This is a genomic window from Micromonospora sp. RL09-050-HVF-A, assembly GCF_019374995.1.
GTDB classification, from domain to species: domain Bacteria; phylum Actinomycetota; class Actinomycetes; order Mycobacteriales; family Micromonosporaceae; genus Micromonospora; species Micromonospora antibiotica.
Map to the genome: position 1 here is coordinate 4702679 of NZ_JAGKQP010000002.1, position 20431 is coordinate 4723109.

23 protein-coding genes and 3 tRNA genes are annotated in these 20431 nt (G+C 72.8%); 11 read left to right on the forward strand and 15 right to left on the reverse strand.

Annotation, left to right across the window (positions count from 1 at the left end; all coding sequences use genetic code 11):
- Positions 1-47 precede the first annotated feature (47 nt).
- Both amcB and amcA read left to right on the forward strand, forming a co-directional pair.
- Positions 48-1151, forward strand: a complete 1104-nt coding sequence (amcB, locus tag J7462_RS20700; RefSeq protein WP_219470523.1) for a cyclophane-forming radical SAM peptide maturase AmcB — start codon at positions 48-50, stop codon at positions 1149-1151.
- A complete protein-coding gene (gene amcA / locus J7462_RS20705; protein WP_219465589.1) occupies positions 1120-1353 on the forward strand; it encodes a multiple cyclophane-containing RiPP AmcA in 234 nt (77 codons plus the stop codon). The genes amcB and amcA overlap by 32 nt, the downstream gene beginning before the upstream one ends.
- Before the next feature lie 183 nt (positions 1354-1536).
- On the opposite strand, the gene J7462_RS20710 is transcribed toward amcA, so the two are convergent.
- Positions 1537-1755 (reverse strand): DUF3073 domain-containing protein, encoded by a 219-nt coding sequence (locus J7462_RS20710; protein ID WP_208565355.1) that lies wholly within the window; start codon positions 1753-1755, stop codon positions 1537-1539.
- Between the two features lie 344 nt (positions 1756-2099).
- Positions 2100-3182 (reverse strand): Glu/Leu/Phe/Val dehydrogenase, encoded by a 1083-nt coding sequence (locus J7462_RS20715; RefSeq protein WP_219465591.1) that lies wholly within the window; start codon positions 3180-3182, stop codon positions 2100-2102.
- 264 nt (positions 3183-3446) lie between these two features.
- Here J7462_RS20715 and J7462_RS20720 point away from each other — a divergent pair, with 264 nt between their 5' ends.
- Entirely contained in the window at positions 3447-4286 is an 840-nt protein-coding gene (locus J7462_RS20720; RefSeq protein WP_219465593.1) for a hypothetical protein, read from the forward strand.
- Between the two features lie 251 nt (positions 4287-4537).
- A complete protein-coding gene (locus J7462_RS20725; protein ID WP_007073996.1) occupies positions 4538-4747 on the forward strand; it encodes a BldC family transcriptional regulator in 210 nt (69 codons plus the stop codon).
- A gap of 109 nt (positions 4748-4856) precedes the next feature.
- Here J7462_RS20725 and J7462_RS20730 read toward each other — a convergent pair whose 3' ends face one another.
- Positions 4857-5237 carry a PPOX class F420-dependent oxidoreductase gene (locus J7462_RS20730; protein WP_208565358.1) on the reverse strand — a complete coding sequence of 127 codons (381 nt, stop codon included), beginning with the start codon at positions 5235-5237 and terminating at the stop codon, positions 4857-4859.
- 43 nt (positions 5238-5280) lie between these two features.
- On the opposite strand from J7462_RS20730, the gene J7462_RS20735 reads away from it, so the two are divergent.
- Positions 5281-6072 (forward strand): bifunctional 2-polyprenyl-6-hydroxyphenol methylase/3-demethylubiquinol 3-O-methyltransferase UbiG, encoded by a 792-nt coding sequence (locus J7462_RS20735; RefSeq protein ID WP_208565359.1) that lies wholly within the window; start codon positions 5281-5283, stop codon positions 6070-6072.
- 77 nt (positions 6073-6149) lie between these two features.
- On the opposite strand, the gene J7462_RS20740 is transcribed toward J7462_RS20735, so the two are convergent.
- Positions 6150-6455 (reverse strand): hypothetical protein, encoded by a 306-nt coding sequence (locus J7462_RS20740; RefSeq protein WP_208565360.1) that lies wholly within the window; start codon positions 6453-6455, stop codon positions 6150-6152.
- 169 nt (positions 6456-6624) lie between these two features.
- On the opposite strand from J7462_RS20740, the gene J7462_RS20745 reads away from it, so the two are divergent.
- Both J7462_RS20745 and J7462_RS20750 read left to right on the forward strand, forming a co-directional pair.
- Positions 6625-7479, forward strand: a complete 855-nt coding sequence (locus J7462_RS20745; RefSeq protein ID WP_219470525.1) for a 3-hydroxyacyl-CoA dehydrogenase family protein — start codon at positions 6625-6627, stop codon at positions 7477-7479.
- On the forward strand, positions 7476-8219 hold the full coding sequence (locus J7462_RS20750) for an enoyl-CoA hydratase/isomerase family protein (protein WP_219465595.1): 744 nt from the start codon (positions 7476-7478) through the stop codon (positions 8217-8219). The genes J7462_RS20745 and J7462_RS20750 overlap by 4 nt, the downstream gene beginning before the upstream one ends.
- 48 nt (positions 8220-8267) lie before the next feature.
- Here J7462_RS20750 and J7462_RS20755 read toward each other — a convergent pair whose 3' ends face one another.
- Positions 8268-9620, reverse strand: a complete 1353-nt coding sequence (locus J7462_RS20755) for an ABC transporter substrate-binding protein (RefSeq protein ID WP_208565362.1) — start codon at positions 9618-9620, stop codon at positions 8268-8270.
- A gap of 183 nt (positions 9621-9803) precedes the next feature.
- On the opposite strand from J7462_RS20755, the gene J7462_RS20760 reads away from it, so the two are divergent.
- A complete protein-coding gene (locus J7462_RS20760) occupies positions 9804-10193 on the forward strand; it encodes a hypothetical protein (RefSeq protein WP_219465597.1) in 390 nt (129 codons plus the stop codon).
- Positions 10194-10229: 36 nt separating this feature from the next.
- On the opposite strand, the gene J7462_RS20765 is transcribed toward J7462_RS20760, so the two are convergent.
- Complete coding sequence (locus tag J7462_RS20765) at positions 10230-10643, reverse strand: hypothetical protein (protein ID WP_219465599.1); 414 nt, start codon at positions 10641-10643, stop codon at positions 10230-10232.
- Between the two features lie 127 nt (positions 10644-10770).
- On the opposite strand from J7462_RS20765, the gene J7462_RS20770 reads away from it, so the two are divergent.
- Complete coding sequence (locus J7462_RS20770; RefSeq protein WP_219465600.1) at positions 10771-11487, forward strand: DUF2786 domain-containing protein; 717 nt, start codon at positions 10771-10773, stop codon at positions 11485-11487.
- A gap of 12 nt (positions 11488-11499) precedes the next feature.
- On the opposite strand, the gene J7462_RS20775 is transcribed toward J7462_RS20770, so the two are convergent.
- The 9 genes from J7462_RS20775 to J7462_RS20815 form a co-directional block, all read right to left on the reverse strand.
- Positions 11500-12024, reverse strand: coding sequence for an SRPBCC family protein (locus J7462_RS20775; RefSeq protein WP_208565366.1), 525 nt, complete (start codon positions 12022-12024; stop codon positions 11500-11502).
- Between the two features lie 398 nt (positions 12025-12422).
- A tRNA-Phe gene (locus J7462_RS20780) sits at positions 12423-12496 on the reverse strand.
- 102 nt (positions 12497-12598) lie between these two features.
- A tRNA-Asp gene (locus J7462_RS20785) sits at positions 12599-12675 on the reverse strand.
- A gap of 31 nt (positions 12676-12706) precedes the next feature.
- Positions 12707-12779, reverse strand: a tRNA-Glu gene (locus J7462_RS20790).
- Positions 12780-12922: 143 nt separating this feature from the next.
- Positions 12923-13711 carry a polysaccharide deacetylase family protein gene (locus J7462_RS20795; RefSeq protein WP_208565367.1) on the reverse strand — a complete coding sequence of 263 codons (789 nt, stop codon included), beginning with the start codon at positions 13709-13711 and terminating at the stop codon, positions 12923-12925.
- Between the two features lie 63 nt (positions 13712-13774).
- On the reverse strand, positions 13775-14713 hold the full coding sequence (locus J7462_RS20800; protein ID WP_219465601.1) for a MerR family transcriptional regulator: 939 nt from the start codon (positions 14711-14713) through the stop codon (positions 13775-13777).
- Entirely contained in the window at positions 14703-15365 is a 663-nt protein-coding gene (idi, locus tag J7462_RS20805) for an isopentenyl-diphosphate Delta-isomerase (RefSeq protein WP_219465602.1), read from the reverse strand. The genes J7462_RS20800 and idi overlap by 11 nt, the downstream gene beginning before the upstream one ends.
- Before the next feature lie 4 nt (positions 15366-15369).
- The gene (gene crtI / locus J7462_RS20810) at positions 15370-16851 is read right to left on the reverse strand and encodes a phytoene desaturase family protein (protein WP_219465603.1); all 1482 of its coding nucleotides are present in this window, start codon (positions 16849-16851) and stop codon (positions 15370-15372) included.
- A 28-nt stretch (positions 16852-16879) separates the two neighbouring features.
- A complete protein-coding gene (locus tag J7462_RS20815; RefSeq protein ID WP_219465604.1) occupies positions 16880-18034 on the reverse strand; it encodes a polyprenyl synthetase family protein in 1155 nt (384 codons plus the stop codon).
- 64 nt (positions 18035-18098) lie between these two features.
- On the opposite strand from J7462_RS20815, the gene J7462_RS20820 reads away from it, so the two are divergent.
- Positions 18099-19010 (forward strand): phytoene/squalene synthase family protein, encoded by a 912-nt coding sequence (locus J7462_RS20820; protein ID WP_219465605.1) that lies wholly within the window; start codon positions 18099-18101, stop codon positions 19008-19010.
- Positions 19007-20329, forward strand: coding sequence for a deoxyribodipyrimidine photo-lyase (locus tag J7462_RS20825; protein WP_219465606.1), 1323 nt, complete (start codon positions 19007-19009; stop codon positions 20327-20329). The genes J7462_RS20820 and J7462_RS20825 overlap by 4 nt, the downstream gene beginning before the upstream one ends.
- Positions 20330-20431: the final 102 nt, after the last annotated feature.

Here is a 20431-nt window from a genome sequence, read left to right on the forward strand (position 1 = left end):
AAGCGGGAGGAGGGTCGATGACTGCTCGGGCCCCGGCCGTGACGGGTATGCGGGGCGTCGCGACGATCCCGTCGTACGTGGTGATGCAGCCGACGACGCTGTGCAACCTCGACTGTGCGTACTGCTATCTGCCGCACCGGGCGGTCGACCGGCGGATGCCGGTGGCGGTGGCCGAGGCGGTGGCTGCCGCGGTGGCCCCCTGGGCGGCGCAGGGCCGGTTCTCGGTGGTCTGGCACGGCGGGGAGCCGCTCGCCGCCGGGCGGGAGCATCTGGCCGCGCTGATCGCCCCGTTCCCCGCCGGGGTCGAGCACCATGTGCAGACCAACGCCACGTTGATCGACGACGCCTGGTGCGCGTTCTTCGTCGAGCACGGGGTGCGGGTCAGTGTGAGCGTGGACGGCCCACCCGACCGCAACGGGGAGCGGGTGACCCGGGCCGGCCGGCCGGCGTACGACCGGATCGTCCGGGGGATCGCCGCGTTGCGTCGGCACGGTCTGCCGTTCTCGGCGCTGGCGGTGGTGAGCCGGCCGACGCCGGGGCTCGCCACGGAGCTGTACGACTACTTCCTCGACCTGGGTTGTGACGTCCTCGGCCTGAACATCGAGGAGACCGAGGGGGTCAACACCCGCAGCAACGCCTACGACGCGGCGACGGTGACCGCGTTCTGGGCGGAGCTGGTGTCGGCCTGGCGGCGGACACCGCGGCTGCACCTGCGGGAGGTGGAGTGGTCGTTGCGGTACGCGGCGGCGGTGCTCGACGGCGCGGAGGGTGACCTGCTGCCCCGGCAGCTCGACCCGATCCCGACGATCGGGCACGACGGCTCGGTGACCGTGCTCTCCCCCGAGCTGGCCGGCTTCTCCGACGCCCGCTACGGCGACTTCAGCAGCGGCAACGTGCTGGTCACCCCACTGGCCGAGATCCTGGCCGGGGCGGCGGGCACGGACTGGGTGGGTGAGTTCCTCACCGGTGTCGAGGCGTGCCGGTCGTCCTGCCCGTACTTCGGCTTCTGCGGCGGTGGCCACGCGGCCAACCGCTACTTCGAGCAGGGGCGGTTCGACGGTACGGAGACCGAGCACTGCCGCAACAGCAAGATCCGCCTATTGGAGGGAGTGTTGGAGCATGCCCGAGACCACGAGTCGCCGGTCGCCTGAGCGCGTCGGGGCTGGCACGGACCAGGTCGCCGACCGGGTGCGGGAGGCCGCTGGGGAGATCTCCGCCCTGCTCCACGAGGCTGACGCCGCGCGTCGTTCCCGGTCGGAGGCGTCGGGCGGGGAGGGTGCCGGCGCGGTGTGCGCCTGGAACCACTTCGAGAACATCCCGACCTTCTACAACTGGAACAACCGACCGCGTTGAGCCCAGCGACGACGGTTCACCGCACCGGCAGGGTAGCGGTGGCCGCCGGGATCAGGGACCGCGCCGATCGGCCGGAGCGTGCTCCGGGACGGCGGGGTCCCTGATCGTCGGTGGTAGCGCCGCTCTGGTCGGGCACATGCGTGAGCACGCGGAGAGTTGCCGCGTGCTCAATGTGACCGGAGGTCAGCGGGTCGCCGGAGCCCAGGGGTCCGGATCGTCGCCCGCATGATCCTCGTCGTCGTCGTCGACATACTCTTTGTAGTCGTCGTCGAAGTGCTGTTCGGACTTCCCACCAGCACTCGCCAATTCGCGCTGCAAGGCGGTGAGGTCGGTGTTCGGGGAGTGGTACTTCAACTCCCGGGCCACCTTTGTCTGCTTGGCCTTAGCACGGCCGCGCCCCATGGCTCGACCCCCTCGCACAGAATGCGGGGCAGCCCGAAGGCGGGCCCCGATGACGTCAGGCATCTCTCGTGGCTCTTACGGTACATGGGGATGCCACCGTTCGGCACCTCGGGTTACCGTCTGCCGGCCCTGCGCGTCGCAGTCACCCGGCCGTCACCGATTGTACCGGGTAAGGGGTGATTGCCGGAGCCGCCCATGACGCCGGTCAAACCCCCCCAAAAGCCACGTAATCCCCATGCTGTCGAGCGGGTTTCCCCACCCCGGCGGCGGTCGGGTCGGGACCCGGTGGGCCGCCGGGGGGCGGTGTCCCGGGCGCGGCCGGCCGCCAGGCCCGGGACGGGCGCTCACCGCAGGTGGATGGCGCGCAGCCGGCCCACCTCGGCCATCCGGCGCTCGGCCAGCCGGTCGGCCGCCACGGCCGGCGGCACCCCCTCGTCGTCGGCCAGCCGCAGGATCTGCCGGGTGGTGTCGAAGATCCGGGTGGCCCGCAGCTTCGCCCGGTCGAAGTTGAAGCCCTCGATCTCGTCCGCGACCTGGATCACACCGCCGGCGTTGACCACGTAGTCGGGGGCGTAGAGGATGCCCCGGTCGGCGAGCTGCTTCTCGATGCCCGGGTGGGCGAGCTGGTTGTTGGCCGCCCCGGCGACCACCCGGGCCCGCAGCGCCGGCACGGTGTCGTCGTTGAGCGCCCCGCCCAGGGCGCACGGGGCGTACACGTCGATGTCGGCGGCGGCCAGCGCGGAGGTGTCGTCGACCAGGGTGACGCCGGGATGGTTGGTCCGGGCCCACGCCAGTGCCCTCGGGTCGACGTCGGTCGCCACCACCTCGGCCCCGTCATCGACCAGGTGGCCGGTCAGGTGCCGGCCGACCTTGCCGAGCCCGGCCACCCCGACCCGACGCCCGCGCAGGCTCGGGGTGCCCCACACGTGCTCGGCGGCGGCCCGCATCCCCTGGAAGACCCCCCAGGCGGTGAGGACCGACGAGTCGCCCGCGCCGCCGTGCTCCACGCTGCGGCCGGTCACGTAGCGCGTCTCCCGCGCGATCACGTCCATGTCCGCCACGAAGGTGCCGACGTCGCAGGCGGTGTAGTAGCGCCCACCCAGGGACTGCACGAACCGGCCGTACGCGCGCAGCAGCGACTCGCTCTTGAGCTGGTCCGGGTCACCCCAGATGACCGCCTTGCCGCCGCCCAGGTCCAGCCCGGCCAGGGCGTTCTTGTACGCCATCCCCCGCGACAGGTCCAGCACGTCGGCCAGTGCCGCCGCTTCGCTGGCGTACGGGTAGAACCGGGTGCCGCCGAGCGCGGGGCCCAGCGCGGTCGAGTAGATACCGATGATCGCCCTGAGGCCGCTCTGCCTGTCCTGACAGAAGACGACCTGCTCGTGACCGGCTGATCCCGGGTCGTCGGTGCTCGCGAATACGCCCATGGCACGCTCCTGTGTCGGTGTGCGCCCTCGTGGGGCGCGGACCTGGTCGGCTGCCGGCGGGGATGGTGCCGGCCCCTGACCAGCCTAGTGGCGGTCGGAGACCGTGCCGTAGCCCGACGGGCCCGGTGCCGGGTCGTCCGCCGCCGACCGGCCCCGGTCCGGCCGGACCACCCGGCACCGGGTCACCTGCCGCCCGCCGGGCACCGGCCCGGCCGGGCACGACGGCGGCGGCACCGGCACCGGGTTTCGTGGGAGGATCGCGCGGTGCCGTCGCTCTTCGCTTCTTACCTGCGCGTGTACGAGCCGCTGACCGCCTTCGACCGGGACCGTCAGTCGTACTGGCGGCGCTACGTGCGGGAAGGGCGGGCGGTGGCCCCGTTGGAGGGGCCGGGTCGGCAACGGACCTCGGTCATCGCGGCGCTCGGCGCGGGCTGGACCCGGCTGCCCGACCTGCCCGACGAGGCGTACGTGCTGGAGATCGACGATGCTCTGCTGGTCTGCCCCTGGAACCTGCGGGTCCGGGTCGCCGAGGCGGCGCTGAGCGCCCGCGAAGGGGTGCCGTCGGTGATCGCCGACGCGTTCGTCCCGCCGATCCTGGCCGGGCAGGCCAAGTCGGTGGTGGAGGACTGGCGCAGCGGTGCCCGGGTGCTGGAGCACGGGGTGCCCCGGCTGCACGAGCAGATCGCCACCTGGGGCGTACCGCTGCGGTGGTTCGTGCTCTTCGAGGGGGGCGAGCGGGACCTGGTCACCCGGCCGGGGCGGCGGGCGTTGCGCTACCGGACGGAGATCTCCAGGGCCCGGCGACGGGCCTCCCGGGCGCTGTCGGTGCTGAAGAAGTCGATCGGTGAGGCGCCGATCACCGAGGCGGTGGAGGAGGCCGCCCGGTGGTTGGAGGAGTTCCACCCGCGCTCGGTGGTCGAGCTGGACTACGGCGGTCTCGTGCAGTTGCTCTCCGACGAGACGCTGGCGGGGGACGACTCGCCGGAGCTGGTGGCGACGGGTCTGGCCGGGCTCTCCCGGGGCGAGGCGGACGAGGCGTCGGCGGCCTATGACCGGCTGGTTGCCAGGTGGCGGGCGATCCAGCTGCTGGAGCGGTGCAATTAGCCATAAAACGCCCAGTAGCAACGCCAACCATGAGACAGTCTCGTAGTTGACGCATCACGAACCGTGATCATGAGTCCGAATAAGGTACTTTCTGCCGTGTAAAAGTCAGATAAATCGGGCATGGTTCATCCGTCCGTCTAGGGACCTTCGGCCGTTCGGCCCATGTCGGACATCGGGGACTAGCCGGACCATGGGAGACGCGTCGGCCGGCGGGACCCCGGCCGATGTCTATCCATGTGGAGGAGTGACCGATGGCATCGCGAACGCACGAACCAGAGCCGCTACTCACGCCGGCCGAGGTGGCGTCGATGTTCCGTGTCGACCCGAAGACGGTGACCCGGTGGGCCAAGGCGGGGAAGCTCAGCGCGATCCGAACCCTGGGCGGACACCGTCGGTACCGTGAGTCGGAGGTGCGGGCGTTGCTACAGGGACAGATCCCCCAGCAGCGCCAGGGGGACTGACCCGGTCAGAGCGTTTCGACCTTAGGGGCGGGCGGACGTCGCGGCAAGCGGCGACCGACCGCCCCTGAGTCATGTACGTGGTCGGTGCGGTCACCGGCCGGGCCGACGGTCACGGCCCGACGGTGACCCGGATACCGATGGTGCCCGCCTCGCCCCGGCGCAGCCGGCTGCCGAGCAGGGTCAACCGGCCCAGCAGCCGGTACTTGCGCTTGAGCAGGTCACGCACCCGGCTGCTCTCCTGCGGCCCACAGAGCACCGCGTGGCCCGGCACCGCCTCGCCCAGCGGACGGCCGCGCACGTCACAGGGGGCCACCGTCACCGTGCCGTCCCGCCGGATCCGCTTGACCTTGCCCGAGTCGGCAACCGTCCAGATCGCCAGGGTGTCGTCGTCACGGACCGCCCAGACCGGGGTGGACACCGCACGACCGTCCTTGCGGAACGTCGTCAGCAGGACGTACTTCTCCGCCGCCAGGCGGTCCAGATCGGTCACGCCGCCCAGGATACGGCGACCGCTCCCGGATAACGTGCAGGTCGTGACCGGAGAACCTCGGCTGGGCGACGTGTTCGGAGAACTACTGCGCGACGCGTACGCGGTGCACACCGGGATCGGCCCCCGGCCGTTGGTCGGCGGACGGCTGCCCCGACCGGTCATCGAGATCATCGAACGGGACGACGGACTGGTCAACGGGGCCCCCGCCGCGCACTACCTCGACGGGCCGGAGCACTGGCAGCCGTACGACCACCGGGCCGTGGACCGGACCCGGGGGGCCACCCTGGACGTCGGCGTCGGGGGCGGGCGGATCGCGCTGGTGCTCCAGGAGCGCGGGGTACCGGTCACCGGGCTGGACACCTCACCGGGGGCGCTGCGGGTCAGCCGGCACCGGGGGGTCCGCGACCTCGTCCTCGGCACCGTCGACGAGCACGTCGCCGATGGCCGCCGCTACGACACGTTCCTGCTGCTCGGCAACAACCTGGGGCTGATCGAGGGACGGGAGCGGGCCCCGGCGTTCCTCGCCGCGCTCGCCGCGCTGGCCCGGCCCGGCGCGCAGGTCATCGCGCACGGCACCGACCCGTACGGCACCACCGACCCGGTGCACACCGGCTACCACGAGTGGAACCGGCAGCGGGGGCGCCTGGGCGGGCAACTACGGTTGCGGCTGCGCTACCGCGAACTCGGAACCGAGTGGTTCGACTACCTCGTCTGCTCCGCCGAGGAGTTGGCCGAACTGGTCCGGGGCACCCCGTGGCGGCTGACGGACGTGGACGACCGCGACGCCCCGTACTATCTGGCCACCCTGCGGCTGGCGGGGCCCGGCGGGCGGTGAGCGGGGCCGGCAGGCGGTGATCGGGGCCCGGGGCGGGTGGGCGGTGAGCGGGGCCCGGTCGGGCCCCCGCGTCCGGATCAGACCTGGACGGTCGGGGGAAGCGGCTCCGGGGGGAGGCCGCCGTCGCCGTCGACCACCTCGTCCGGGGTGCCGTCCTCGTCGATGTCGACCATGGTGATGTCGACCTTGCCGTCGCCGTCGGTGTCGAACTGGAACAGGTCCGCCCGGCCGTCGCCGTCGGTGTCCACCACCCACACGTCGGTCTTGCCGTCGTTGTTGGTGTCGGCGCGGAGCAGGTCGACGCGCTCGTTGCCGCGCGTCTCCACGACCGCCGTGCCGTCGGTGGTGCCGCTGCCGTCCACGGTCTCCGGTGCCTGGCTCATGTCGACTGGTTCCTTCCCTTGACGTTGGCCCGTCTGTACCCGGTGCGGCGATCCCCCACGCATGCCGCCGGGAACGGTGCTGCATAGGGTCGCACCCATGAGCGAGCGAAGCGAGCGGTCGGGCGTGCCGGAGACCCCGCACGTCACCGTGCGCAGTGAGGGAGCGTCCATGAGTCGTCTTGTCGTCGTCGGGGCCGGCACGATGGGGCTCGGCATCGCCTACGTGGCGGCCGGCGCGGGCTACGCCGTCGAGTTGGTGGAGGTGGACCGGGGGCGGGCCGAGGCCGCCGCCGTCCGCCTCGACGAGCTGTGCGCGCGGGCGGTGCAGCGGGGCAAGGCCGGTGCCGACGAGGCCGCCGCGCAGCGGGCCCGGATCACCCTGCGGGGCGCGCTCGCCGAGGTCGCCCCGGTACCGGAGGTGATCGTCGAGGCGGTCCCCGAGCGACCGGAGCTGAAGCGGTCGGTGCTCGCCGAGGCGGAGCGGCTGCGCCCGGCGCTGCTGGGCAGCAACACCTCCAGCATCCCCATCGGCGAGCTGGCCGAGGGCCTGGCCCGGCCGGAGTCCTTCCTCGGGCTGCACTTCTTCAACCCGGTCTGGGCGATGGCCCTGCTGGAGGTGGTGGTCGGCGCGGCCACCGCGCCGGAGACCACCGCGGCGGCCGTCGCGCTCGCCGGCCGGCTGGGCAAGGACCCCGTCGTGGTACGCGACCTGCCCGGGTTCGCCACCTCCCGGCTCGGGGTGACCCTCGGCCTGGAGGCGATCCGGATGGTGGCCGACGGGGTGGCCGCACCCGCCGACGTGGACAAGGCGATGGTGCTCGGCTACCGGCACCCGGTCGGCCCGCTGGAGCTGACCGACCTGGTCGGGCTGGACGTGCGGCTGGACATCGCCCGCACCCTCCAGGCCGCCTACGGTGACCGGTTCGCCCCGCCACCGCTGCTGGTCGAGATGGTCGCCGCCGGGAAACTCGGCAAGAAATCCGGCCAGGGCTTCTACGCGTGGAAGGACGGTCGCCGGCAATGAGCGGACTGCGGGTGGAGGAGCTGCCCGACCGGGTGGTGGTGACCCTGGACCGGCCGGAGAAGCGCAACGCCATCGACGCCGACCTGATCGGTGCGCTGCACGACGTCTGTGCCGCGCTGGAGGCCCGGCCGCGGCTGCTGCTGCTCACCGGCGGCGCCGACGGGCTCTTCGCCGGCGGGGCCGACATCGGTCAACTGCGCGAGCGGGGCCGGCTGGACGCCCTCGCCGCGATCAACTCGGCGGCCTTCGCCCGGCTCCGGGCGCTGCCCATGCCGAGCGTGGCCGCCGTCGACGGCCCCGCGTTGGGCGGCGGCGCGGAGCTGGCGTACGCGTGCGACCTGCGGGTGTGCACGGCGCGGGCGGTCTTCGGCCAGCCGGAGGTGCGGTTGGGCATCCTGGCCGGCGCGGGGGCGACCCACCGGCTGCCGGCGCTGGTCGGCGAGGGCCGGGCCAAGGAGCTGCTGTTCACCGGCCGGCGGGTCGACGCCGACGAGGCGCTGCGGATCGGCCTGGTCAACCGGGTGGTGGCCGAACCGGCGGAGCTGCTGCCCACCGCGCACGGACTGCTCGACGAGATGGCGAAGGGTTCCGCGTTGGCGTTGCGGCTGACCAAGCTGGCGGTGGACGCCCCGCCCGCCGCCCACCCGCAGCTGGACCTGGTCAGCCAGGCGGTGCTCTTCGAAGACGAGGAGAAGCACCGTCGGATGACGGACTTCCTGGAACGTCGGCGACCCCGCTGAACGTCGGTGGGGCGGCACCGCACCCGGTGCCGCCCCACCCACGTCGCGTCAGTGCCGGATCGGTACGCCCGCGTCGGCCAGTGCCTTGATCAGCCCGGCGGACTCACCGAAGCCGATGACCAGCACCGCCTCCGGCTTGTAGTTCTTGATCTCGCCGGCCAGGCTGCCGAAGTCGACGGGCGGGGCCTTGGCGTCGGCCGGCGGCTCGTAGGTGAACAGTTTCACCCGGTCGGTGCCGAAGCCGGCCCGCTCCAGCTCGGCGCGGACGGTCTCCTGGAGGCCCTCGCCGTAGGAGTCCTTGCGGGCCACCACCACGATCTTGTGCGGGCCGTCGCGGAGGATCACGTCGGCCAGGGCCCGGCCCTGGAGGCTGTCCGGCGGGGCGGTCCGGAAGTAGAGGCCCTTGTCGTCGGCCTGGCTCAACCCGGAGTCGGTGTTGGACGGCGAAAAGAGGATCTTGCCGGCCGCCACCACGTCCGGCAGCACCGCGCTGGAGATGCCGGAGGCGGCGGCCCCGATGATGACCTGGACCTTGTCCTTGACGTGCGAGGCCACGGTGGCCTTGGCGACGGCCGGGTTGGTGCCGTCGTCACCGTCGATCCACATCACCGGGTCGCCGAGCACCCCACCGGCGGCGTTGATCTCCTTGAGTGCCAGCGCCACGCCGGCCGCCAACGGGGGGTTGGCCAGGGCCAGGTCACCGGTCTTGGGCAGCAGGCCACCGAGGATCAGCGGGGAGCCGTCGCTGCTGTCGTTGCGCCCACCCCGCTGCTTCTTGGGCTTGGGGGCGGCCTTGGTGCTCACCCCGGACTCGTCCCCCGCACCGACGAACTCGGTCTTCGCGTCGTTGATCTTCTGGTTGTCGAAGTGCAGGGTCGCGTAGCTGGCGGTGGCCGGCTCCCCGAGGTCGGTGAAGCCGGCGCGGGTCAGCGACGGGCCGCGGTACTCGATGTCCTGGGCGTCGCGGGCCAGGGACAGGCAGCTCGCCGCGTCGGTGCAGCGCTGCCCGTTGGTGGTCACCCCGACGATCTGCTTGGCGATGTCGGCCGGATCGGTGCTGCCCGCCAACTGGGCGGCCAGCGCACTGATCATGACCGCGTCGTACGACTCCGCCGCGTAGAGGTAGTCGGTCAACTTCGGGTCGATGGAACGTAGCCGCTGCTTGAAGTCGTCGGTGAGCGGCGTGAGCGGGGTGGTGCCCTTCATGCCGTCGACGAGATCCGCCCGGTCCTTCAGCTCGGCGGCGAAGGAGTTGAGCATGTTGCCGTCGGTGCCGTACAGGCGTACCTGCGGGGCAGCCGTCTCCTCGGGCTTGTCGGTCGTCCCGCAGGCGCTGGTGACGAGCAGGAACGACGCGCAGGCCGCCAGGATGGCCGCGCGCGGGCCGCGTGTAACGAGCATGGTCGTCCTTCCTCCGGCGCAGGTCCGGTGGGCACCATAGCGTGCCGACGACAACCGTGGGACCAGGGAGGCTGCCCTGGTCGCCGGCCCGACAGCAGACCTCACGGTGTGTCACGTCGTCTCAGCAGGTGGTCACCATCTCGGCGCTCTGTTCGCTTGACCTGGCGTCCTACTGTGCCGCAGGTGACCGACGTACCGGATCAGACGCTGGCCGACGCTACCGCCGTGCTCCATTCGGCGCTGACCGGGGACGGCGCCGCGGTGGCCGGCACCTTCGACGCCGTGGTGGACCGGTCCGGCCTCGCCGGTGCCTACACGGTCGCCTGGACGCTGGCCGCCACCATGGTCGGCGACCCGCCACCGCCGGGCGCCTGCGCGTTGGACTTCCCGGGCATCGACGACGCGGGGTACGACACCCGCTGGGTGGCCCGCTTCGTCAGCGCGTACGCCAACCACGACGCCGACACCGGTGAGGCGCTGTTCGGGGCGGCGGTCGCCGACGGGCAGCTGCCGGACTGCCTGCTCACCCTCGCCGGTTCGACCGTGGCGACCCTGCGCAGTCGGGCCGGTTGACGGCGCGACGCCCGTGCGGACGCCGCGCCGGCCGGCTCAGTACGCGTGGTACGCCACCAGCGGCTCGTACTCGTAGCGCAGGTTGGTGAAGCGGACCTTGAAGTTCGCGCCGTCGCGCACGTTGGTGGCGACGGTGATCCAGTCGGACTTCGCCGGCAGGTAGGTCAGGTAGTTGCACTTGTTGGTCTTGTCGATGAAGACCACACACGCCTCGGTGCCGAACTCGCTGCTGTTCTTGACGTTGACGTCCTTGCACCGGGTGCTGGCCTTGTACGGCCCGGCGTCCCCGCCCCAGCCACCGACCTGGAAGTACGACCGGACCGCCCCGCCATAGCAGGTGGCAGCCGATGCGGAGAGGTTCGTCTCCGGGGCGGCCTGGGCGGGTGCGCCGAACCACAGCAGGGGCAGGGTGGCGACGATTGCGGTCAGTCGGGCGGTCCGGGATGCCATGGTGGTGCCTCCAGGGAAGAGGGGCGGACCCTGCGTCGTGCACAGGGTGCGGTGAGTGGCGATGATATCTGTCGATCTCTGATCCCGCTGTGACACAACCGTGAACCTTTTGTGGTAACTGTGACCCATGTCCGAGGCGATGCTCAGCAAGGTGCGCAAGCTGTTGGCCCAGGCAGAGGACGCCGCCTGCACCCCCGCCGAAGCGGCCGCCTTCACCGCCAAGGCCACCGAGTTGATCGCCCGCTACGGCGTCGACCGCGCCCTGCTGGCCGCCCGCGACCCCACCACCGACCCGGTCGGCGACCGGGTGGTCGACGTCGTCGCCCCGTACGCCCGGGACAAGGCCGGGCTGCTCGCGGCGGTGGCCGACCCGCTGCGCTGCCGCTGCATACGCCGACCTGCCGGCACCGGCTTCGCGCTGCACCTGTTCGGCTTCGCCAGCGACCTGGAGCGGGTCGACCTGCTCTTCACCTCACTGCTGGTGCAGGCCGCGCACGGCCTCGCCGGCACCGTGGTCCCACCCGGCGAACACCCGGCGGCGTTCCGGCGCTCCTGGCTGGCCGGCTTCGCCCGGGTGATCGCCGAACGGCTCCGGGCCGCCGAGGCGGGCGCGGTGGCGCAAGACGGCACCCCGTCGGTCGCGCTGGTGCTGGCCGACCGCTCCGACCGGGTGGCCCGCCGGGTCACCGAGGTCTATCCCCGGCTGCGGACCGCGCCCACCCGCCGGCTCGCCGGCTCCGGGTTCGGCGCGGGGGAGGCGGCCGGCCAACGGGCCGACCTCGGCGGGCCCGACGCGGTGCACGCCCCGACCACCCCACCCCACCCCGGACTCCCCGGACGGTGAACACCGGTGGGGTCAGTGCGGGCCCGGGGCGGCGCCGGTGAGGGTGGCGAGATAGCGGCCGAGCAGCTCGTGCCAGCCGGCCGTCAACGCCGCACGGTAGCCCTCGGCGGCCTCACCGTGCCGGTCGAAGTGCCGGTGCTCCAGCTCGATGCGGGTGCGCCCCGACTCGTCCGGCAGGAACAGCACCTCCACCTCGCTGGCGCGCGCCGGGTCGGGCACCGGGAGCCGGTCGGGGCCGAGCTGCCAGGTGAAGACGAGCCGCCGTGGCGGGTCCCAGGTGAGCACCCGGCCCCAGTCGCCCCGGAAGCCGTACGGGCCGATCTCGTAGAGCATGCCGCCGGCCCGGGGCTCCATCCCCAGCTCGGCGAGCGCCGCCGGGCCGGACCAGGTGTACTCCCGGACCCACCAGTCGGCCAGCGAGCCGGTGAAGACCGCGAAGGCCTGCTCGGCGGTGGCGGGGACGAGGAGCGTGGAGCGCAACGAATATCGGTCGACGTCCTGATGGACGCCCTCCGGATTCGCCTTCTCCTGCCCCATAGGCCCGGACCATACCGGCTGATGAGGCGCTCTGCAGCCTCGCGTACTGGCCCCTTCCGGACAATGGACCTGGACCGGGCGCGGTTGGGCACCACCGGGCGGGAACGGGCTCAGGTGACGGCCACCGTGCAGCCGCCAAGCGGACGGCCCGTGACTGCGCGACAGGGACACTGTGGCCGGCGGCTACCGGGGCGCGGTGGTCGCAAGGGGAGGTCTTGAGTGGTGCAGGGTCAGATCGCGGGTGCAGCTACCCGTGGCCGGGGCGGCGGTGGGCTGCCAGTGGGCATTCCGGCCGGAACGGGGCAGGCCGGGTGGACGCCACATCTGGGCCGGATACACGAAAACGGTGACCGCGTTTCCGCAGGTCACCGCTCTCTGTAGCCCGGCGAAAGGCTATGTGGCCAGGGGCGGGGTCGAACCGCCGACCTTCCGATTTTCAGTCGGACGCTCGTACCAACTGAGCTACCTGGCCTGGTGCTTCGGGACATGTTACCCGGAGGGCGGGGTCTCCGCCGACAGGGTGACACGTCCCGATACGCAGAACGCCGCGCAATGGTGCACGCGGCGTCGGCGCTGGCGGTCCTGACGGGACTTGAACCCGCGACCTCCGCCTTGACAGGGCGGCGAGCACTCCAACTGCTCCACAGGACCTAGCTTTGTTGCCTCCGGCTGGGCCGGATCGTGCCCCCAACGGGATTCGAACCCGTGCTACCGCCTTGAAAGGGCGGCGTCCTGGGCCGCTAGACGATGAGGGCGGCCCCGCCATCATTGCACACTCGCAACTTCAAGCGGACTTGCTCCCATCCGGCCCCGCCGGAGGCATGAGAAGCATATGCCATGCCCCGGCGGTCGACCAAACCGGTATGCCTGCCGGGGTGCGGCCCGGCAAAGTAGCAGGTCAGCGAGGTGGTGCGATGCCGAAACGGCGCTTGAGGTCGCCGATGACCTGCGGCACGGCGCCCAGGGTGCGGCTCCGGTCACCCCCGCCGTCGTGCATCAGCACCACCGCACCGGGGCGGGAGGCGCTCCTGATCCGCCCGGAGATCACCCCGGAAGTGGGCTTCGCCCAGTCCTGGGGGTCGACGGTCCAGTGCAGCGACCGCATGCCGAGTTCCTTGGCGACCTGCACCACCTCCGGCGTCCACCGGCCACCGGGCTGCCGGTAGAACGGCACCTTCGCGCCCGGAACGGCCTTGGTGATGGCCTGGTTGGTGCGCACCAGGTCGGCCCGGATGTCGGCGACCGGCCGGCGGCCCAGGTCGACGTCGTGGTGCCAGCTGTGGTTGCAGAGCTGGTGCCCCTCGCGGACGATCCGGGCCACCAGCTCCGGGTGCTTGCGGACCTGGGTGCCGACCACGCAGAACGTCGCCTTGACCTTCGCCGCCCGGAGCTGGTTGAGCACCTTCGGCGTCCAGGTCGGGTCGGGTCCGTCGTCGAAGGTCAGCGCCACCGCGCGTACCCCGGTCGCCTTACGCAATCCGGCGGGCAGCGTCTTGGGCTTGGGCCGCAGCCGGGGCTTCGGCTTCTTGGTCGGCGGCGGCGTCGGCACCGGGGTCTGGGCCGGCTCGGGTGCGGAGGTCGTCGGGGCGGGCGCGGCGGCCGGCCGGACGTGCCGGGGCTTGTCTCCACAGCCGGCGACCAGCAGGAGCAGACCCAGGACAACCGCCAGGACGGGGCGTGAACGCATCGTCACTCCGAGGGATGGGGGTACGCGGACGGCCCCGACGGTAGTTCACGAAAGCGAAATATGTCAGGCCAGGTCGGTCCCGGTGGACTGGTCCAACGAATCCCGGACGGCCAGCGCGAGCGACACCGCCTCGGCCAGGTCGACCGGTCGGACCACTCCGGCGGGCAGGGTGTCGGCCCGCCAGCCCGGCCCGGCGGCGAGCACCAGCAGCGGTCGGCGGGGCACCGCGAGCAGGGCGGAGAGCTGCCCCGGATCGGCGGTGGGGCGGGTGTGCGACCAGACCACCACGGCCGCCGGCCCGGTCCGGTTGACCGCCTCGACCAGCGCGGCCACCGGCACCCGGGCGCCGAGCATCCGGTACGCCACCCCCGCCTCGGCCAGCGCCGCGGCGAGCGCCTCCAGGGGCAGGGTGTGCTGCTCCTCGTCGGCGCAGGACAGCAGGATGCGGGCCGGCCCGGTGGCCCGGCCGGAGCGGGCGACGGCGGCGAACGCCTCGGAGACGCACCGGGACATCAGGTGCTCCACGTCGATCAGGCCGGCGGTGGCCACGAACCGCTCACCGATGCCGGCCAGCACCGGCCGGAGCAGCCCCTCCCAGGTGGCGATCACCCCGTCGGTGGCCAGCGCCTGGGAGATGGTGTCGCCGATCGCCGCCGCGTCCAGTCGCATCGCGGCGCGGGCCAGCCCCCGGGCCGCCGGTCCCGCCCGGCCGACGGGGATGGCCTGTCCGCCGCCGTCCCGGCTGGCCCCGGCCGGCAGGCGTAGCGCGGTGCCGGGGCTCTGTTTCGCCCAGCGGGCCGCCTCCGCCGGGCTGACCCCCTCGGCGGTGAGCTTCCGCATGATCTCCAGGCGGGCCAGGTCGGCCGGGGTGTAGCGCCGGTGGTGACCGGGGACGTGCTCGCTCGGGCCGAGGCCGTAGCGCTGGTGCCAGGTACGCAGGGTGGTGACCGCCACGCCGAGCCGGCGTGCCACGGCCCCCGCGCTCAGCGGCTCAGCGACCACCCGACCGCTCCGACGCGTCGTCCACCCGGCGGCCGGACGGTATTGCGGAGCCGGCGGCGGGACCCCCGGCGGGAGCCTCGGGACCCCCGGCAGGGGCATCGGGGCCGGTGGTGGTCGGGGCCGGCCGGAGCAGTCGGCTCACCACACCACCGAGCCAGGGGGCGTACGGGCGCGGGTCGGCGTCGATCTCGGTCATCAACCGGGTCGGGTCGACCCAGCGCAGCTCGGCCACCTCGTCCGGGTCCGGCCGCAGGGTGAGTACGGCCGGCACGTCGGCCCGGAGCACGTGGTCGTACTCGAACTCGACCCGACCGGTGGCCGGGTCCTCGGCGTAGTAGAGGTAGACGCCGACCTCGGTCAACGACACCGGCCCGGCGCCCAGCTCCTCGGCGAGCCGGCGGTTGGCGGCCTCCGCCAGTGACTCGGCCGGCAGTGGGTGCCCGCAGCACGAGTTGGCCCAGCGCAGCGGGAACCGGGTCTTGACCGGGGCCCGCTGTTGCAGGAGGACCCGGCCGTCCGGGTCGACCAGCAGCACCGAGAAGGCCCGGTGCAGGCGACCGGGTGCCTGGTGGGCGGCGGCGACGGTGGTCTCGCCGAGCACCCGGCCGGTGTCGTCGACCAGCTCGACGAGGTGAGCCTCCCGGGATTTCACGCGGTCACCGACCCGCGCCGGTGATGCGGTTGGCGGCCAGCTTGCCGGAGATCAGCACCATCGGCACACCGACACCGGGCTGGGTGCCGGAGCCGGTGAAGACCACGTTGGGCAGGCTGCGGTGCAGATTGGACGGGCGGAACGGCCCGGTCTGGAAGAGGCTGTGCGCGGCGGCGAACGGCGTACCGGCGGCCATTCCCTGCTCCTCCCACTCGGCGGGGGTGATCGTACGCAACACCTCGATGCCGGCGCCGAACCCGACGTACCCGCGCTCCTCCAGCGTGGCGACGAGCTGGTCGGCGTAGCGCCGGCTCAGGTCGCCCCGCCAGTCGAACGGGGCCCGGTCGAGGTTGGGCACCGGGGCCAGCACGTAGTAGGTGTGCCGGCCGTCCGGGGCGACCGACGGGTCGGTCCGGCTCGGGTTGGTGACCAGCAGCGACGGGTCGCTCATCAGCTCGCCGCGCCTGATCACCTCGTCGAAGGTGCCCTTCCAGGACCGTCCGAAGTGGATGTTGTGATGAGCGATCTTCCCATACCCCTGCGTCGATCCGACGTGCAGGACCACGCAGGACGGCGAGTAGGTCAGCTTCCGCTGCCGACCCTCGGGGAGCAGGTCGCGGTAGGCGACCGGCAGGTCCGGGTTGAGCACCACCACGTCGGCCGGGATCAGCTCGCCGTCGGCGGTGACCACGCCGGTGGCCCGGCCGTTGGCGGTCTCCACCCGGGCGACCGTGGTGTCGTAGCGGATCTGGACGCCGTGCTTCTCGGCCGCGCCGGCCATCCCCTTGGAGACCGCGTGGATGCCGCCGCGCGGGAAGTAGACCCCGGCCACCGAGTCGAGGTACGCGATGACGCTGTAGATGGCCAGCGCGTCGTGCGGCGAGAGCCCGGCGTACATCGCCTGGAAGGAGAAGATCCGCTGGGTACGCGGGTCGGAGAAGAACTGGTTGATCTTGGTTTGGAGTCGCCGGAACGCCCCGTTCGCCAGCAACTTCAGCAGGTTGCCGGTGAGCAGGTCGGTCGGGGCGTCCAGGTTGCGGTCGATGAAGTCGGCCCGTTCCCAGTTCCACAGGTTGCGGGCGTAGTCGACGAACCGCAGGTAGCCGTCGGCCTCGCGGGGGCCGCAGACCCGGGAGATCTCGGCCGCCATCCGGGTGGTGTCGGTGATCACGTCCAGGGTGGAGCCGTCCGGGTAGTAGGCCCGGTAGGCGGGGTCGATCGGGGTCAGGTCGAGCCAGTCGTGCAGCTCCTCGCCGACCGCACCGAGCGCCTCGGCGATCAGGTCGGGCATGGTGAGCACGGTGGGGCCGGTGTCGAACTCGTACCCGTCGACGCTGAGCCGACCGGCCCGTCCGCCCGGCACCGGCTCGCGTTCCAGCACGGTCACCTGCCGGCCGCTACCGGCCAGGTGCAGCGCGCACGCCAGCCCGCCCAGGCCCGCGCCCACGACCACCACCCGGTCCGTACGTCCCGTCACGGTCCGCACGCGACCACCTCCTTCAGAAAGTTGCCCATCATGCCCGCCGCGTCGCGGCGGCGGTGGCGAGACCGGTCAGCGCGGTGCGCGCCGTCTCGTCGATCGACGCGGTCTCCAACGCGGCGAGCGCGTCGGTGACCCGGTCGGAGATCATTCGCTCGACCCGGCCGACCGCTCCGGTGTCGGCGACGATGTCGGCCAGCCGGGCGACCTCGCGGATGCCGACGGCGGTGCCGGCCCGCTCCAACGCCCGCCGCTGGCCGCCGGTGGCGAGTTGGCGGGCGAGCATCAGCAGCACCGTCGGCTTGCCGGTGCGCAGGTCGTCGCCGGCCGGCTTGCCGGTCGCCGCCGGGTCACCGTAGACGCCGAGCAGGTCGTCGCGGAGCTGGAACGCCTCGCCGACGGCCAGTCCGTAGCGGGTGTACGCGGCGATCAGCGGCGCGTCGGGCTCGGTGCCGGCCAGGCAGGCGCCGAAGAGCAGCGGACGCTGGACGGTGTAGCTGGCCGTCTTGTAGCGGGCCACCCGCAGCGCCCGGTCCACCGACCAGTTCGCCGCGTCGTTTTCGCCGAGCACGTCGAGGTACTGCCCGGCGATGGTCTCGACGCGCATCTGGTCGTAGCAGCGCCGCACCTCCAGCATCCGGGTCGGCGGCACGGTGGCGTGGGCGAGCAGCCGGTCCGCCCAGACCAGGCAGAGGTCGCCGATGAGGACGGCAACCGACTCACCGAACCGGCCCGGATCGCCGGTGTGTCCGGCGGTGACGTGCCGGGCGGCGGCGGCCCGGTGCACGGTGGGCAGGCCCCGTCGGGTGTCCGAGGCGTCCATCACGTCGTCGTGCACCAGGGCGAAGGTGTGCAGCAGTTCCAGGGCGGCCAGCGCGGGCAGCACGGTGGGCAGTGGCGCGTCGCCGCCCACCACACCCCGCCAGCCCCAGTAGGCGAAGGTCGGGCGGACCCGCTTGCCGCCGGCCAGCACGCAGTCGCGTGCCGTCGCGGCGAAACCGCCCATCGCTGCGTCGATCTCGGTCAGCGCGTCGACCTCGCGGGCGAGGAACGCCGACAGGGTGCCGTCGACGTCGTCGACCAGGTCACGGGCGAAGGCGGCCAGTACGCCGTGGACCGGATCGTCCGTCGCTCCCGGCTGTGCCGGCGCGACGCGGAGCGCGTTACCCGCAACTGCGTCGTTGGCCATGGGGGCGAGCGTACCCTAGGGTTACGAGTTGCGTCGATTGCTGCGTCGAATCAGAGGAGGCCCGGTGGACACCGATCTCGCCGCTGCCTATGCCCGCTGCCAGGAGCTGCACAGACACCACGGGCGCACCTACTATCTCGCCACCCGACTGCTCCCCGCATGGAAACGGCGACACGTGCACGCCCTGTACGGCTTCACCCGCTACGCCGACGAGATCGTGGACCGCACCGAGGACCTGCCGCCCGCCGAACGCGCCGCCCGGCTGGACGCCTGGGGCTCCCGCTTCGTCGCCGGCCTGCACGGCGAGCCGGTCGACGACCCGCTGCTCCCGGCGGTGCTGCACACCATCGCCGTGTTCGACCTGGACCGGACCGACTTCGCGTCGTTCCTGCGCAGCATGGCGATGGACCTGACGGTCCTGTCGTACCCGACCTATGACGACCTGCTCGACTACATGGAGGGCTCGGCGGCGGTCATCGGCACCATGATGCTGCCCATCCTCGGCAGCTCCGACCCGGTCGCCGCCCGGGAACCGGCCCGGCAGCTCGGGTTCGCCTTCCAGCTGACCAACTTCATCCGGGACGTCGCCGAGGACCTCGACCGGGGCCGCACCTACCTGCCCGACGAGGACCTCGCCAAGTTCAACGTCACCCGCGAGGACCTGCTCGCCGCCCAGGCCGCCGGCCACAGCACCGACAAGATCCGCGACCTGATCGAGTACGAGGTGACCCGCGCCCAGGCCCACTACGCCGCCGCCGCGCCCGGTATCACCCTGCTCGCCCCCGCCTCCCAGGCGTGCATGCGCACCGCCTACGCCCTCTACGGCGGCATCCTCGACGAGGTCGCCGCCCAGGACTACGACGTGTTCGTCAAGCGGGCCGTGGTGCCCCAGCGGCGACGGCTGGCGGTGGCGGCGAAGGCCCTGCTGACCCGTACCGGCACCCCGGTCGTGGTGCCCGGCCCGGCCCTGACGTGAGCGGCCGTACGGCGGTGGTGTTGTTCACCCGCGACCTGCGGGTGCACGACCACCCGGCGCTGGCGACGGCCTGCGCCGCCTTCGACCGGGTGGTGCCGCTGTACGTCCTCGACCCGACGCTGGCCGACCACTCGCCCAACCGCACCCGGTTCCTGCACCAGTGCCTCGCCGAGCTGCGGGACACCCTGCGCGGGCTCGGCGGTGACCTGGTGATCCGCCGGGGCGACCCGGTGGCCGAGACGGTCCGGGTGGCCCGGGAGGTGGACGCCGAGGGCATCGGCCTGTCCGCCGACGTCAGTCGCTACGCCCAGCGCCGGGAACGCCGGCTGCGCGCCGAGTGCGACCGGCACCGGCTCGCCCTGCGGCTCTTCCCCGGCGTCACGATCGTCGAGCCGGGGGCGCTGCGACCCGGCGGCGGCGACCACTACCGGGTGTTCACCCCGTACCACCGGGTCTGGTCCGCGGCGCAGTGGCGGGAGGAGCTGGCCGCGCCCCGGCGGGTCACCCTGCCCGACGGGGTCGCGGTCGGCCGGCTGCCGGCGCTGCCGAAGGGCGAGTCGCCGCAGGCCGCGGTCGGCGGCGAGACCGTCGGGCAGCGCCGGCTCACCCAGTGGTTGCCGACCCTGCGCCGGTACGACGACATCCACGACGACCTGGCCGGCGACGAGACCTCCCGGCTCAGCCCGTACCTGCGGTTCGGCTGCCTGTCCCCGCTGGCGGTGGCGAACCGGGCCGACGACCGGGGGCACCCGTTCGTCAGGCAGCTCTGCTGGCGGGACTTCTACCACCAGGTCACCGCCGCCTTCCCGGAGATCGCGGCGAAGGCGTACCGGCGCGGGGCCACCGAGGACTGGCGGTACGACGCGGCGGCGTTGACCGCCTGGACCGAAGGCCGGACCGGGATGCCGATCGTGGACGCCGGGATGCGTCAACTGCACGCCGAGGGGTGGATGCACAACCGGGCCCGGCTGATCACCGCCGGCTACCTGACCAAGGTGCTCGGCCTGGACTGGCGGCCCGGTCTCGCGGTCTTCTCCCGCTGGCTGCTCGACGGGGACGTGCCCGACAACTCCGGCAACTGGCAGTGGGTGGCCGGCACCGGCAACGACAGCCGCCCCTACCGCGGGCTCAACCCGGTCCGCCAGGCCGAACGCTACGACCCCGACGGCGGGTACGTGCGTCGTTGGGTGCCCGAGCTGGCGGCGGTGGCCGGCAAGGCCGTGCACCAGCCGTGGCGGCTGCCCGCCGAGGTGCGACGCACCCTCGACTACCCGCCGCCGCTGGAGGTGCCCGACGCCGACCCGGTCTGGCTGCGCTGAGGTCTGGCCCGTCGGCCCGGGCCGCTTGCGCCGGGCCGCTTGCGCCGGGCCGGGTCCCAGGCGGTGCGGGGCCGGGTCCGGCGGTGCACGCGGGCGGGAATT

Coding starts and splice junctions, on each gene's coding strand:
- J7462_RS20755 (WP_208565362.1), bottom strand. CDS start 9,620: ATGCTCGTTACACGCGGCCCGCGCGCGGCCATCCTGGCGGCCTGCGCG.
- amcB (WP_219470523.1), top strand. CDS start 48: ATGCGGGGCGTCGCGACGATCCCGTCGTACGTGGTGATGCAGCCGACG.
- J7462_RS20715 (WP_219465591.1), bottom strand. CDS start 3,182: ATGGGCGTATTCGCGAGCACCGACGACCCGGGATCAGCCGGTCACGAG.
- J7462_RS20725 (WP_007073996.1), top strand. CDS start 4,538: ATGGCATCGCGAACGCACGAACCAGAGCCGCTACTCACGCCGGCCGAG.
- J7462_RS20775 (WP_208565366.1), bottom strand. CDS start 12,024: ATGGGGCAGGAGAAGGCGAATCCGGAGGGCGTCCATCAGGACGTCGAC.
- J7462_RS20815 (WP_219465604.1), bottom strand. CDS start 18,034: ATGGCCAACGACGCAGTTGCGGGTAACGCGCTCCGCGTCGCGCCGGCA.
- amcA (WP_219465589.1), top strand. CDS start 1,120: ATGCCCGAGACCACGAGTCGCCGGTCGCCTGAGCGCGTCGGGGCTGGC.
- J7462_RS20770 (WP_219465600.1), top strand. CDS start 10,771: ATGTCCGAGGCGATGCTCAGCAAGGTGCGCAAGCTGTTGGCCCAGGCA.
- J7462_RS20710 (WP_208565355.1), bottom strand. CDS start 1,755: ATGGGGCGCGGCCGTGCTAAGGCCAAGCAGACAAAGGTGGCCCGGGAG.
- J7462_RS20765 (WP_219465599.1), bottom strand. CDS start 10,643: ATGGCATCCCGGACCGCCCGACTGACCGCAATCGTCGCCACCCTGCCC.
- J7462_RS20740 (WP_208565360.1), bottom strand. CDS start 6,455: ATGAGCCAGGCACCGGAGACCGTGGACGGCAGCGGCACCACCGACGGC.
- J7462_RS20795 (WP_208565367.1), bottom strand. CDS start 13,711: ATGCGTTCACGCCCCGTCCTGGCGGTTGTCCTGGGTCTGCTCCTGCTG.
- J7462_RS20745 (WP_219470525.1), top strand. CDS start 6,625: ATGAGTCGTCTTGTCGTCGTCGGGGCCGGCACGATGGGGCTCGGCATC.
- J7462_RS20750 (WP_219465595.1), top strand. CDS start 7,476: ATGAGCGGACTGCGGGTGGAGGAGCTGCCCGACCGGGTGGTGGTGACC.